This is a genomic window from Pantoea sp. 18069, assembly GCF_902706035.1.
GTDB lineage: Bacteria > Pseudomonadota > Gammaproteobacteria > Burkholderiales > Burkholderiaceae_C > Comamonas.
Window position 1 is genome coordinate 1 of sequence record NZ_CACSJA010000004.1, and the last position, 12,944, is coordinate 12,944.

At 67.3% G+C, this 12,944-nt stretch carries 11 protein-coding genes and 1 pseudogene; 8 read left to right on the forward strand and 4 right to left on the reverse strand.

The genetic code is table 11. From position 1 onward, the window contains the following. The 4 genes and pseudogenes from GVL12_RS26475 to GVL12_RS04815 form a co-directional block, all read left to right on the forward strand. Positions 1-185: pseudogene (locus GVL12_RS26475) on the forward strand (group II intron reverse transcriptase/maturase); the annotation flags it as partial. Between the two features lie 87 nt (positions 186-272). Continuing rightward, a complete protein-coding gene (locus GVL12_RS04805; RefSeq protein ID WP_159911529.1) occupies positions 273-1,196 on the forward strand; it encodes an ABC transporter permease in 924 nt (307 codons plus the stop codon). A 1-nt stretch (position 1,197) separates the two neighbouring features. Further along, entirely contained in the window at positions 1,198-2,208 is a 1,011-nt protein-coding gene (locus GVL12_RS04810; RefSeq protein WP_159911530.1) for an iron chelate uptake ABC transporter family permease subunit, read from the forward strand. Next, the gene (locus tag GVL12_RS04815) at positions 2,205-2,963 is read left to right on the forward strand and encodes an ABC transporter ATP-binding protein (protein WP_159911531.1); all 759 of its coding nucleotides are present in this window, start codon (positions 2,205-2,207) and stop codon (positions 2,961-2,963) included. Before GVL12_RS04810 ends, GVL12_RS04815 begins: the two co-directional genes overlap by 4 nt. Positions 2,964-3,169: 206 nt before the next feature. Here GVL12_RS04815 and queA read toward each other — a convergent pair whose 3' ends face one another. Next, a complete protein-coding gene (gene queA, locus GVL12_RS04820) occupies positions 3,170-4,273 on the reverse strand; it encodes a tRNA preQ1(34) S-adenosylmethionine ribosyltransferase-isomerase QueA (protein ID WP_159911532.1) in 1,104 nt (367 codons plus the stop codon). Positions 4,274-4,407: 134 nt separating this feature from the next. Then, positions 4,408-5,673, reverse strand: coding sequence for an HD-GYP domain-containing protein (locus GVL12_RS04825; protein ID WP_159911533.1), 1,266 nt, complete (start codon positions 5,671-5,673; stop codon positions 4,408-4,410). A gap of 151 nt (positions 5,674-5,824) precedes the next feature. Here GVL12_RS04825 and recG point away from each other — a divergent pair, with 151 nt between their 5' ends. From recG to GVL12_RS04845, 4 genes are all read left to right on the forward strand, one after another. Continuing rightward, positions 5,825-7,945: an ATP-dependent DNA helicase RecG gene (gene recG / locus GVL12_RS04830; RefSeq protein ID WP_159911534.1), complete on the forward strand. Its 2,121-nt coding sequence runs from the start codon at positions 5,825-5,827 to the stop codon at positions 7,943-7,945. A gap of 100 nt (positions 7,946-8,045) precedes the next feature. Then, positions 8,046-9,011: a LysR substrate-binding domain-containing protein gene (locus GVL12_RS04835; protein ID WP_159911535.1), complete on the forward strand. Its 966-nt coding sequence runs from the start codon at positions 8,046-8,048 to the stop codon at positions 9,009-9,011. A 127-nt stretch (positions 9,012-9,138) separates the two neighbouring features. After that, entirely contained in the window at positions 9,139-10,041 is a 903-nt protein-coding gene (gene ubiA / locus GVL12_RS04840) for a 4-hydroxybenzoate octaprenyltransferase (RefSeq protein ID WP_159911536.1), read from the forward strand. 37 nt (positions 10,042-10,078) lie between these two features. Further along, complete coding sequence (locus tag GVL12_RS04845) at positions 10,079-10,420, forward strand: hypothetical protein (protein ID WP_159911537.1); 342 nt, start codon at positions 10,079-10,081, stop codon at positions 10,418-10,420. A 33-nt stretch (positions 10,421-10,453) separates the two neighbouring features. On the opposite strand, the gene proC is transcribed toward GVL12_RS04845, so the two are convergent. Further along, on the reverse strand, positions 10,454-11,275 hold the full coding sequence (proC, locus tag GVL12_RS04850; protein WP_159911538.1) for a pyrroline-5-carboxylate reductase: 822 nt from the start codon (positions 11,273-11,275) through the stop codon (positions 10,454-10,456). Positions 11,276-11,431: 156 nt separating this feature from the next. Then, a complete protein-coding gene (gene glpK / locus GVL12_RS04855; RefSeq protein ID WP_159911539.1) occupies positions 11,432-12,934 on the reverse strand; it encodes a glycerol kinase GlpK in 1,503 nt (500 codons plus the stop codon). Positions 12,935-12,944 lie beyond the last annotated feature (10 nt).

Genomic DNA, 12,944 nt, shown 5'->3' on the forward strand with positions numbered 1-12,944 from the left:
AGCTCAAGCATTGGAAGCGAGGCGGGACCATCTACCGGGAACTCAAGGCGCGGGGGGCGACGCATGACGTTGCAAAGCAAGTGGCGGTCAACGGCCGTCGCTGGTGGCGCAACAGCAATGGGGTCATAAAGATCGTGCTGACGATTGCGTACTTTGACCGGCTGGGAGTGCCAAGATTGTCTTGACCTCAAGCTCTCGAACCGCCCGGTGCGGATCCGCATGCCGGGTGGTGTGGCAGGGGTGCCTCCAAGAATGGAGGCCCCCTATGCCGATTGGCGCTCTGGAGCCTGTCGGTGGGCGTGAGCGATGTGTCGTGGAATACGCTGTGGTCCTCGCAGGAAGACGACATGGTCGCCCAGGTGCTGCTCTACAGCCGCGTGCCGCGCACGCTGGCGCTGATTCTCGCGGGTTCGTCCATGGCCGTCGCCGGGTTGTTGATGCAGATGCTTGCGCGCAACCATTTCGTCGAGCCGTCGACCGTAGGTACGGTCGAGTCCGCCAGCCTGGGCATGCTGATGATGGCGCTGTGGGCGCCCGACTGGTCGGTCTGGGCCAAGATGGGCGTCTCGGCGCTGATGGCGCTGGCCGGCACGGCGCTGTTCCTGGCCGTGCTGTCGCGCGTGAAGCTGCGTTCGGCCTGGATCGTGCCGCTGGTCGGCCTGGTGCTGGCCGGCGTGATCGATGCCGGGGCGATGTTCTTCGCCTACCAGCACGACCTGATCCAGTCGCTGCGGGCCTGGTCCAACGGCGATTTCTCGGTGGTCGTCGACGGCCGCTACGAAATGCTCTGGCTGTCGCTGGGCGTGACGCTGCTGGCCTGTCTGGCGGCCGACCGCTTCACCGTCGCCGGCCTGGGCGAGTCCTTTGCCACCAACCTCGGGCTCAATTACAAGCGCCTGGTCTGGCAGGGCCTGGTGGTGGTCGCCATCGTCACGGCCTGCGTGGTCGTGACCGTGGGCAGCATTCCATTCGTCGGGCTGATCGTGCCCAATGTCGTGCGCCTGATCCTCGGCGACAACGTGCGCCGCAGCGTGCTGTGGGTGGCCGTCGCGGGCGCGGGCCTCACGCTGCTGTGCGATCTGGTGGGACGGCTGGTGATTGCGCCCTATGAAATTCCCGTGGGCACGGTGATGGGCGTGGTGGGCAGTGCGCTGTTCCTGGTGCTGATCGTACGCCGGCGGCAGCGGGTGGGGTGAAATGGAAAATACTTCGCAACTTGCTGCCCCCGCCGCCGGCGCGCAGCCCTGGGCCGGGCGCTGGCATAGGCCGCAGACGCGCCTGGGCCTGCTGGCGCTGCTGGCCGTGCTCGCCTGCCTGGCCTTCATGACCGTGGGCGTGCAGACCGACTGGGCGTTCGTGATCGAGCATCGCGGCGTCAAGCTGCTGACGATGCTGGTCGTGGCCGGCGCGATCGGCATTTCCACGGTGGTCTTCCAGACCATCACCCACAACACCATTCTCACGCCGTCGGTGATGGGGCTGGACGCGCTGTACCTGTTCCTGCAGGCGGTGCTGGTGCTGCTGCTGGGCGCGTCCGGCGTGGTCGCCTGGGGCGTGCTGCCCAAGTACCTGCTGGAAATCGTGCTGATGGTGTTCTTCAGCGTGCTGCTGATGCGCTGGCTGTTCACCGGCCAGGCCAGCAGCCTGCACCTGATGCTGCTGGTCGGCATGGTTGGCGGCATCTTCTTTCGCAGCCTGACCGGTTTTGCGATGCGCATGATAGACCCCAACGAGTTCGCGTCGCTGCAGGACCGGATGTTTGCCAACTTCAACTCCATCCAGCTGCAGTTGCTGTGGCCGTCGCTGCTCTTGATGGCGCTGGGCGCGGGCTGGATCTGGCGCCAGCGCCATGTGCTCGACGTGCTGGCGCTGGGGCGCGACGTCGCCGTGAACCTGGGCGTGGCCTACCAGCGCCAGGTGCTGCAACTGCTGGTCGTGATGGCCTGCCTGGTCGCGGTCTCGACGGCGCTCGTGGGCCCGGTGACTTTCTTCGGCCTGCTGGTGAGCAACATGGCCTACCAGTGGATGGGCACGCGCCGCCACAACTGGGTGCTGCCCGCGGCCGTGCTCTGGGGCTGCGTGCTGCTGCTGGGCGGCCAGGTGATTCTCGAGCAGGTGTTCGCGTTCAATACCGCGCTGTCCATCGTCGTCGAGTTCCTCGGCGGCCTGGTGTTTATTTATTTGTTGATGCGCAAGGGCAAGACATGATTGACGCACGCGATGTGGTCAAGCGCCACGGCAGCACCACGGTGCTGAACGCGGTTTCGCTGCAGATTCCGACCCGGAAATTCACGGCCATCATCGGCCCCAACGGCGCGGGCAAGTCCACGCTGCTGTCGCTGGTCAGCCGGCTGATGCCCATGAGCAGCGGCGCCGTGAGCGTCGATGGCCTCGATGTCGCGACCACCGCCAGCGATGCGCTGTCGCGCGTGCTCGCCATCCTGCGCCAGGACAACCAGTCGGCGCTGCGCCTCACGGTGCGCGATCTCGTGGGCTTCGGGCGCTTTCCGCACAGCAAGGGCCGGCTCACACCCGACGACCTGCGCCATGTCGAGGACGCGCTCGACTACCTGCAACTGCAGCCCCTGGCCGAGCGCTTTCTCGACGAGCTGTCGGGCGGCCAGCGCCAGCGCGCCTATATCGCCATGGTGCTGTGCCAGGACACGCCCTACATGCTGCTTGACGAGCCGCTCAACAACCTCGACATGGCGCACGCCGTGGCGATGATGAAGCTGCTGCGCCGCGCCGTGGACGAACGCGGCAAGACCGTGGTGGTGGTGCTGCACGACATCAACTTCGCGGCCTGCTACGCCGACCACATCATCGCCATGAAGGACGGCGCCGTGGCCCATGAGGGCTCACCGCAGCAGGTGGTGCAGGACCAGGTGCTGTCCGAGCTGTATGGCATCGACGTCACGGTGCATGAGGTCAAAGGGCAGCGCCTCTGCCACTACTTCACTTGAGGCCGTACATCCTTCGACGCGGCCGGCTCAGGAGGAGGGGTCGCCCGTATGACCTTAATGAAGTTGCATAGATCATGAAACTGGCGTGACCCAGCAAGGGGGCAGCGAGGAAGGGCCGCCCCGCACCGAGGCTGCCGTGCCTAGCCGGCCGCCCCCCTCCACCGAAGGTTGAGAGGGGGAAGCGACGTAAGTCGCTCAGGGGGTGCTTACTTTTTTCTTTCCAAAAGCATCGAATCCCCATAGCTGAAGAACCGGTAGTGGTGGGCAATGGCCTGCTGGTACAGCGACATGACCTGGTCGTAGCCGGCCAGCGCGCTGACCAGCATCATCAGCGTGCTCTTGGGCAGGTGGAAATTGGTGACCAGCATGTCGACCACTTCGAAGTTGAAGCCCGGCGTGATGAAGATATTGGTGTCGCCCTGGATGCGCCCGCTCTTGGCCCAGGACTCGAGCGTGCGCACCGTGGTCGTGCCTACCGCGATCACCCGCCCGCCGCGCTGGCGGCAGCGCTCTAGCGCGGCCAATGTGGGCAGCGGAATGTCATACCACTCGCTGTGCATCTGGTGCTCGGCAAGGTTCTCGGTCTTGACCGGCTGGAAGGTGCCCGCGCCCACATGCAGCGTGACGCTTGCGCGCTCCACGCCGCGTTCGGCCAGGCGTGCGAGCACGGCTTCGTCGAAGTGCAGCGCGGCCGTGGGCGCGGCCACGGCGCCGGGCTTGTCGGCGAACACGGTCTGGTAGCGCTGGCTGTCTTCGGCCGCGTCGGGGTCGTTGCCTTCGGACTGCTGGCGCTCGATGTAGGGCGGCAGCGGCAGGTGGCCGTGGCGCTCCATGAGTTCGTAAGGCGTCTCGCCCGCCGGGCCCTGCAGCTCGAAGCGGAACAGCGGGCCGTTCTCGTCGGGCCAGCGGCCCAGCAGGAGAGCGTCGAAGCCGCCGCTGTGGCGGCCATCGCCGCGCAGGCCGCCGCACATGTGGATGCGCGCGCCGGGCAGGGGCTTCTTGCTGACGCGCATGTGCGCCACGACCTGGCCGCCTTCGAGCACGCGCTCGATCAGCAGTTCGAGCTTGCCGCCGCTGGCTTTCTCGCCGAACAGCCGCGCCTTGAGCACGCGCGTGTCGTTGAACACCAGCAGATCGCCGGCATTGAGCAGTTCGGGCAGTTCGCGGAAGATGCGGTGCACCGAGGGGGCGGCGCGGCCGTCGAGCAGGCGCGAGGCGCTGCGTTCGGGCGTGGGATGCTGGGCAATCAGGGGTTCGGGAAGCGCGAAGTCGAAGTCGCTGAGCGTGAAGGCGCGAGGGCTGGAAGACATGCAGTTCTTGAGGGCCGGACAGGGCCCGTTCCAAGGGTCAAAAAAGGAGCCGGAATTGTCGCAAAGAAACGATATGGCCGCAGCCCCTGTTGTCTTTGCGCGCGCCGGGCGACGGGCGCTCGGCGGCTGCAGGTTCAGGCGGCAGCCGCTGCCTCGCTGGGCGCGTGCCCGCGCCACAGCGATTCGAGGTCGTCAAACGGCCAGTCGTCGGGATTCTCGTGCATGGCGATGCGCTCATCGCAGGTGAGGGCGGCGAGGTCGACGATGTAGGGCGTGAGGCGCTGCTGCGTCCTGATCGCGTAGAACACCTTGATGCGCGGGGCGAGCAGCGAAATCTCCGAAGGCTCGATCACCACGGCGAGCAGCTCCGAATGCAGTCGTACCAGCGAGCCCACGGGGTAGATGCCCACGGTCTGCACGAACGCTTCGAACAGCTTGTGGTCCAGATGGGTACGGCTCCACTGCGCCATGCGGCGGATCGCTTCGGCCGGCGGCCAGCCGCGCTTGTAGGGGCGGTTGGAGGTCACGGCGTCGTAGACGTCGCAGATCGCCGTCATGCGCGCCAGCAGCGGAATGCTCTCGCCCGCGAGCTGGTGCGGGTAGCCCGTGCCGTCGATCTTTTCGTGGTGGTAGAGGCAGGCGTCGCGCACCGCCGGGTCGATGTCCATCGACTGCAGCATCTGCCAGCCCTTGGCCGAATGGGTGCGCATGATGGCGAACTCGTAGTCGTCCAGGGGGCCGGGCTTGTTCAGGATCTCGGGGCAGATGCTGGCCTTGCCCAGGTCGTGCAGCAGCCCGGCGAGCGCGGCCTTGCGCACGCTGTGGTCGTCCAGGCCCAGGCGCCGGGCCAGCGCCGCCATCAGCGCGCAGACCGCGAGGCAGTGCAGGTAGGTGTACTGGTCGGCTTCCTTGAGGCGTACCAGGCTGGTCAGCGCGCTGGGGTTGCGTTCTATCGAATCGGTGATGTCCTCGACCAGGCGGTAGACCGGGTGGATGTCCAGGCCCTGGGCATTGCGGGCCTGGGTGAACAGCTGGCTGATCGCCGGGTGCGCGCGCTGGCACAGGCTTGCGGCGCGCTGCAGTTCCTCGTCCATGCTGCTGCGGCTCGTGCCGTGGGCCGAGCGCGGGCGCTCCGGCCGGGCCGAGCGCGCGTTGGGCGGGTCGATGAAGGTCGCGGTGTCGGGGTCGTATACCAGGCAGTCCACACCGGCGGGCACATCGAGGCCCTTGAGCACATCGATCCACACTTCCTGGATGGTGCCGTTGCGCAGCTTGGCCAGTTCCTCCGACGACTTGATCAGAAAACGGCTGCGCCAGAACGGGTGCGCGAGCCATGACCCGCAGAATTCGTGCAGATACATGCCCTGCGAGAGGTGCTGGACATTGAGGCGCTTGAGCATGGGAGCGGGGCGTGAAAGGTAACCTGACGAAATGTGGACCGGCGCATGGTAGCCTTTTTACTCAGACTGTCGTGCCGTTCGCGGTGCGCGGCTTGCGCGCAAGCGTTCCCCTATTGTGCCTTTTCCATTTGACCGAGATTGCCTGCCGTTCATGCCTGTCCCGTCTTCCGCTCCGTCCAAAGCCTCCGCCAGCAGCGCGCAAAAAGCCTTGCTCAAGCTGGGGCTGACGCGTGACATCGACCTGGCGCTGCACCTGCCGCTGCGCTACGAGGATGAAACGCGGATCACGCCGCTGCGCAATGCACGCGACGGCGCCACGGTGCAGATCGAGGCAACGGTGGTCTCCAGCGAAGTGCAGCTGCGCCCGCGGCGCCAGCTCGTGGTGCATGTCGAGGACGGCACGGGCAGCTGCGAGCTGCGCTTCTTCAGTTTCTACCCCTCGCACCTGAAAACCCTGGCCGTGGGCGCGCAGCTGCGCATACGCGGCGAGATCAAGGGCGGGTTCTGGGGGCGGCAGATGATGCACCCGGCGTTTCGCCTGGCCGGCGGCGAGCTGCCGGCCGCGCTGACGCCGGTCTACCCCACGGTCGCGGCGCTGCCGCAGGCCTATCTGCGCCGCGCCATCGCCAGCGCCCTGCAGCGCGCCGACCTGAGCGACACCTTGCCGCCGCACGCCGCGCCGCCCGTGCACCAGGCCTTTGGCCAAGGCGGGCTGCAGCCGCTGTTCAGCCTGCATGACGCGCTGCGGTTCCTGCACAACCCCACGCCCGACGTGGCGCTGGCCACGCTCGAAGACCACAGCCACCCGGCCTGGCAACGCCTCAAGGCCGAGGAATTGCTGGCCCAGCAGCTGTCGCAATACCAGTCCAAGCGCGAACGTGCGCGGCTGCGCGCGCCGGCGCTGGCCTTGCCCCAGGCTGCGCCCGGTGAAGTGTCGCTCGATGCCCAGTTCCTGGCCCAACTGCCGTTCGGCCTGACGCGCGCCCAGCAGCGCGTATGCGCCGAGATTGCGGCCGACATGGCGCGGCCCGTGCCCATGCACCGGCTGCTGCAGGGCGATGTCGGCTCGGGCAAGACCGTGGTCGCGGCGCTGTCGGCCGTGACCTGCATTGCCGCGGGCTGGCAGTGCGCGCTGATGGCGCCGACCGAAATCCTCGCCGAGCAGCATTTCGGCAAGCTGGTCGGCTGGCTGGAGAAAATCCTCGAGCCCCTGGGCAAGAAAGTCGCCTGGCTGTCGGGCGCGCAGAAGAAGAAGCAGCGCACGGCGATGCTCGAACTCGTGGCCAGCGGCGAAGCCGCGCTGGTCGTCGGCACCCATGCGGTGATCCAGGAACAGGTGCAGTTCCACAACCTCGCGCTCGCTGTCATCGACGAGCAGCACCGCTTCGGTGTCGCGCAGCGCCTGGCTCTGCGGCAAAAGCTCGCGCACACCGGGCTGGAGCCGCACATGCTGATGATGAGCGCCACGCCCATTCCGCGCACGCTGGCCATGAGCTACTACGCCGATCTCGACGTCTCGACCATCGACGAGCTGCCGCCGGGGCGCACGCCCATCGTCACCAAGCTGATTGCCGACAGCCGGCGCGACGAAGTCATCGCGCGCATCGCGGCGCAGGTGGCTTCGGGCCGGCAGGTGTACTGGGTCTGCCCGCTGATCGAGGAGAGCGAGGCGCTGGACCTGTCGAACGCCACCGCGACCCATGTCGACCTGAGCGAGGCGCTGCCCGGCGTGATGGTCGGCCTGCTGCATTCGCGCATGCCCACGGCCGAGAAGAAGGCGGTGATGGAGCTGTTCACCGCGGGCGTGATGGGCGTACTGGTCAGCACCACCGTGATCGAAGTCGGCGTCGATGTGCCCAATGCCTCGCTGATGGTGATCGAGCATTCCGAGCGTTTCGGACTGAGCCAGCTGCACCAGCTGCGCGGGCGCGTGGGCCGCGGCGCGGCGGCTTCGGCCTGCGTGCTGCTGTATGCGGTCGGCGACAACGGGCGCCTGGGCGAGACCGCGAAGGAGCGCCTGCGGGCCATGGCCGAGACCAATGACGGCTTCGAGATCGCGCGCCGCGACCTGGAAATTCGCGGTCCGGGCGAGTTCCTGGGCGCGCGGCAGTCGGGTGCGGCCATGCTGCGTTTTGCCGATCTGGCGACCGATATCGCCTTGCTGGAATGGGCGCGCGAGTGCGCGCCGCAGATGCTCGACCGCTTCCCGCAACTTGCTGAACGCCATGTCGCGCGCTGGCTGGGTGGCAAAGCCGAGTATCTCAAGGCATGATATGTAACCGTTGAAATATCAGACTTCGCGACGTCGATATCGGCACTGATGCCAAAGTGCCGCGACAATAGGCGTTCCGCATGGCCCAGGACTACAATTCATGACCCTCACTGAACTCAAGTACATCGTTGCGGTGGCCCGCGAGAAGCATTTTGGACACGCTGCGGAAGCATGCTACGTGTCGCAGCCTACGCTGTCGGTGGCCATCAAGAAACTCGAGGAAGAGCTTGATGTCAAGCTGTTCGAGCGCAGCGCAGGCGAGGTCTCGGTGACGCCCTTGGGCGAGGAAATCGTGCGCCAGGCGCAAAGCGTGCTGGAGCAGGCTGCGGCCATCAAGGAAATTGCCAAGCGTGGCAAGGACCCGCTGGCCGGCGCCCTGACACTGGGCGTGATCTACACCATCGGCCCTTATCTGCTGCCCGAACTGGTGCGCCACGCGATCCAGCGCACGCCGCAGATGCCGCTGATGCTGCAGGAAAACTTCACCGTCAAGCTGCTTGAAATGCTGCGCACCGGCGAAATCGACTGCGCCATCGTCGCCGAGCCCTTCCCCGATACCGGCCTTGCGACCGCGCCGCTGTACGACGAGCCCTTCATGGCCGCCGTGCCGAGCAACCACCCGCTGGCCCAGCAGGAGTCGGTGTCGACCATCGAACTCAAGAACGAAACCATGCTGCTGCTCGGTTCGGGCCACTGCTTTCGCGACCATGTGCTCGAAGTCTGCCCCGAGTTCGCGCGCTACGCGAGCAATGCCGAAGGCATACGCCGCACATTCGAAGGCTCGTCGCTTGAAACCATCAAGCACATGGTGGCCGCGGGCATGGGCGTGACGCTGGTGCCGCGCCTGTCGGTACCGCGCGACGCGCTCGAGAACCATGTGCGCCGCCGCAAGAACGACGAGCCGCATATCCGCTACCTGCCTATCCGCACCGAAGACGGCCTGGTCACGCCCAGCCGCCGCGTGGTGCTGGTCTGGCGCCGCAGCTTCACGCGCTACGAAGCGATTGCCGCGCTGCGCAATGCGGTCTACGCCTGCAATCTGCCGGGCGTCGAACGGCTGTCTTAATAGAGCCCCCCTGAGCCGCTTCGCGGCTTGGGCCGCCCCGGTATCCGGAGCGGAAAGTGCCTGGCTTTTCGTTCAGCCGGGTCTGCGCTACATTGTGACCGGTACGCCTGTTTTCCCACCGGACCCCATGTCACACGCTGCTTCCTCCTCCTCCACACCTCCGCCTGCCGCACCGCGCTCCAGGCTGTCGCTGTATCTCGACCTGATACGCTGGAACCGTCCCGCGGGCTGGCTGGTGCTGGTCTGGCCGACGCTCGCGGCGCTGTGGGTCGCGTCCGAAGGTTTCCCCGGCTGGCATCTGCTGCTGGTGTTCGTGCTGGGCACGGTGCTGATGCGCAGCGCCGGCTGCTGCGTCAACGACATCGCCGACCGTGATTTCGACAGGCATGTGAAGCGCACCACGCAGCGCCCCATCACTTCGGGCCTGGTCTCGGTCAAGGAGGCCATTGTGGTCGGCGTGGTGCTGGCGCTGGTCGCGCTGGGCCTGGTGCTGAGCACGCGCTGGGAAGCGGTCGCCTGGTCGGTGCCGGCGGTGCTGTTCACCATCCTCTACCCGTTCACCAAGCGCTTCTTCTCCATGCCCCAGGCCTTTCTGGGCATTGCGTTCAATTTCGGCATCGTCATCGCGTTTGCCGCCGTGCTCGGCACGGTCACCGCGACCGGCTGGACGCTGTGGCTTGCCAACATGTTCCTGGTGCTGGCCTACGACACCGAATATGCAATGGTCGACCGCGACGACGACCTGAAGATAGGCATGAAGACTTCTGCCATCACGCTGGGCCGCTGGGATGTGAGCGGCGTCATGGTGTTCTTTGCGCTGTCCTGGCTGCTCACGCTCTGGGCGCTCGCGCCCTACGGCCTGGGCTGGCCGCTGGCGCTGGGCATGGCCGCGGCGCTCGCGCAGATCGTCTGGCATTTCACGCTGATCCGCGAGCGCACGCGCGCCGGCTGCTTCGTGGCCTTCAGCAAGAGCCACTGGATCGGCGCCACGCTGTTCGCGGGCGTGGCGCTGGGGTTTGCGTTGCGTTGAAAGGCCTGCCGCACGTCGGCACTTGAAAGGACTCGCCATGGGCCAGAACCTGATCGTCATGCGGTTTCCCGCCGCCGACCGTGCCAGCCAGGCGCTGTCCGAACTGAAGGCGGCCTCGGCGGCCGGTCGTCTGCAGCTGCTTGAGGCCGCGTTGGTGCAGCGCGACGGGCAGGGGCAGCTGCAGGTCGGGCAGCCCGAGGGCCAGCGTTTGCTCGAGGCGCTGCAGGGCAGCGCGTCAGACGCGCTGGCAATGGCCGAGGGCAGCACCTCGCTGCTGGCCTGCGTGCGCGAGTTCAGCGAGCAGGAGGTCGATGGCCTGGCGGAAGGCCTGGGCGCGGAGTTGCTGCGCCGCCCGTTGCCGGCGCCAGCGCAGCGCTGAGGCGGGCGACCAGGGCGTGGCGATCGTGCCCGATCAGCGGCCGAACTCCTCGGCGAGCTCCTTGGCGCGCTGCTCGGCGGCGCGCATCGCGGCGATGAACTGCGCGGGCACGCCGGCTTCCTGCAGATGGGTCACGGCCGCGTGGGTCGTGCCGCCCTTGCTGGTCACGCGCTGGCGCAGCACCTCGGCCGGCTCGCTCGAGCGCGCGGCCAGTTCCGACGCGCCCTGGAAGGTGGCCACCGCGAGTTGGTAGGACTGGTGCGCGCCCAGGCCCATGTCTACGCCGGCCTGGGTCATGGCTTCGAGGAACAGAAACACATAGGCCGGGCCCGAGCCCGACAGCGCTGTGACGGCGTCGAGCTGCTCTTCCTCCTCGACCCACAGGTGCTGGCCCGTGGGTGCGACCACCTGTTCGACCAGTTCCTTGCCCGCGGCGTCCACGGCCGCCCGCGCGAACAGGCCGGTGATGCCCTGGCCGATCAGCGCCGGCGTGTTGGGCATGGCGCGCACGATGCGCTCGCTGCCCAGCCATTGGGCGATGCTTGCCGTGGGAATGCCCGCGGCGACGCTCAGATGCAGGGCGTGGGCGGTATGGGGCGCCACTGCGGCGGCCGCGTCCTTGAAGGTCTGCGGTTTGACGGCCCAGACCACGAGCTGCGCGCGCGCCAGTGCCTCGCCGGCTTCGGCCCTGGCCGTGATGCCGAACTGGCTTTGCAGCGCCGCGCGCGCGGCTTCGAACGGCTCGACCACTTCGATGCGGTCGGCGGCAACGCCCTGGCGCAGCAGCCCGCCAATGATGGCGCTGGCCATATTGCCGCCGCCGATAAAGGCAATGATTGGAGATGTGGTGCTCATGGTCTTGGATCGAAAGAAGAGAAACCTGTAAGAGGATGTCGCGCTGCGCCTTGATGTGGCATGGCTCAGCGCGGGGGCACCGAGCAAGGGCCGCCCCGCAGCGATGGTGCCGTCCCCCTCCACCGAAGGTTGAGAGGGGGAAGCCGCGTAAGCGGCTCAGGGGGTGTAGTCCAATGACGCTTGGGCCACGGCGTGTTCCCAGCGGGCCATCAGTTCCCGGGCGCGCGACTGGGGCAGCGTGGGCATGAAACGGCGTTCGGCAACCCACAGCTCGGTCAGTTCGTCGGTGCTCTGGTAGACGCCCGACGACAGGCCCGCGAGATAAGCGGCACCCAAGGCGGTGGTCTCAACGACCGCGGGCCGGACCACGGGAATGCCCAGCAGATCGGCCTGGAACTGCATCAGCAGGTTGTTGACGCAGGCGCCGCCGTCGACGCGCAGCTCGCTCACGGGCGCGCCGCCGCTCTCGACCGCGTCGCGGCTCATCGCCAGCAGCAGGGCCGCGCTCTGGTAGGCGATGGACTCGAGCGCGGCGCGCGCGATATGCGCCATCGAGCTGCCGCGCGTGAGGCCGGTGATCGTGCCGCGCGCATCGGGCTTCCAGTAGGGGGCGCCCAGGCCGGTGAAGGCCGGCACCAGCATCACGCCGCCCGAGTCGGGCACGCTTTCGGCCAGCGACTGGACCTGGCCGCTGTGCTCTATGGCCTGCAGGCCGTCGCGCAGCCACTGCACCACGGCGCCGCCGATGAACACGCTGCCCTCGAGCGCGAACGCGCGCGTGGCGCTGGTCTGCGCTGCGCTGGTGGTGAGCAGGCCGTTGTGCGAGGTCTGGAAGTTCGCGCCGGTATGCATCAGCATGAAGCAGCCCGTGCCATAGGTGTTCTTGGCCATGCCGGCCTTGAAGCAGGCCTGGCCGAACAGCGCGCTTTGCTGGTCGCCGGCGACGCCGCCAATGGCAATGGACGCGCCCAGCACATCGCTCGCGGTCTGGCCGAAGTCGCTGGAAGACGGCAGCACCTCGGGCATCAGCGACTTGGGAATGCGCAGCAGCGCGAGCAGCTCGTCGTCCCACTGGTTGCTGTGCACGTTGAACAGCATGGTGCGCGACGCATTGCTGACGTCGGTCACATGGCGCTTGCCCTGCGTGAGCTGCCAGATCAGCCAGCTGTCTATCGTGCCGAACGCGAGCTCGCCGCGCTCGGCCGCGGCGCGCGCGCCCGGCACTTCGTCGAGCAGCCACTGCAGCTTGGTCGCCGAGAAATAGGCGTCTATGCGCAGGCCGGTCTTTTGCTGGATGCTGTCGGCATGGCCGCCTTCGCGCAGCTGGGCGCAGGCGGGCTCGGCGCGTCTGTCCTGCCAGACGATGGCATGGTGTATGGGCTGACCGGTCTGGCGGTTCCAGACCACGGTGGTCTCGCGCTGGTTGGTGATGCCCAGCGCGCGCACCTGGCTTGCCGGGATGCCGGCCTGGGCCAGCGCGGCGCGCGCCGTGCTCAGCTGGGTGCGCCAGATTTCCAGCGGGTCGTGCTCGACCCAGCCCGGACGCGGATAGATTTGCGGCAGCTCGAGCTGGGCCTGGGCGACGATGCGGCCCTGGGCGTCAAAAAGAATGCTGCGCGAACTGGAAGTGCCCTGGTCCAGGGCTAGCAGGTAGGTCATGTCGGGAGTA

Excerpts from the sequence above, each read along its gene's own strand:
- proC (WP_159911538.1), bottom strand. The coding sequence starts at position 11,275 with ATGAGCACCACATCTCCAATCATTGCCTTTATCGGCGGCGGCAATATG.
- queA (WP_159911532.1), bottom strand. The coding sequence starts at position 4,273 with ATGTCTTCCAGCCCTCGCGCCTTCACGCTCAGCGACTTCGACTTCGCG.
- GVL12_RS04815 (WP_159911531.1), top strand. The coding sequence starts at position 2,205 with ATGATTGACGCACGCGATGTGGTCAAGCGCCACGGCAGCACCACGGTG.
- GVL12_RS04825 (WP_159911533.1), bottom strand. The coding sequence starts at position 5,673 with ATGCTCAAGCGCCTCAATGTCCAGCACCTCTCGCAGGGCATGTATCTG.
- ubiA (WP_159911536.1), top strand. The coding sequence starts at position 9,139 with ATGTCACACGCTGCTTCCTCCTCCTCCACACCTCCGCCTGCCGCACCG.
- GVL12_RS04835 (WP_159911535.1), top strand. The coding sequence starts at position 8,046 with ATGACCCTCACTGAACTCAAGTACATCGTTGCGGTGGCCCGCGAGAAG.
- glpK (WP_159911539.1), bottom strand. The coding sequence starts at position 12,934 with ATGACCTACCTGCTAGCCCTGGACCAGGGCACTTCCAGTTCGCGCAGC.
- recG (WP_159911534.1), top strand. The coding sequence starts at position 5,825 with ATGCCTGTCCCGTCTTCCGCTCCGTCCAAAGCCTCCGCCAGCAGCGCG.
- GVL12_RS04845 (WP_159911537.1), top strand. The coding sequence starts at position 10,079 with ATGGGCCAGAACCTGATCGTCATGCGGTTTCCCGCCGCCGACCGTGCC.
- GVL12_RS04810 (WP_159911530.1), top strand. The coding sequence starts at position 1,198 with ATGGAAAATACTTCGCAACTTGCTGCCCCCGCCGCCGGCGCGCAGCCC.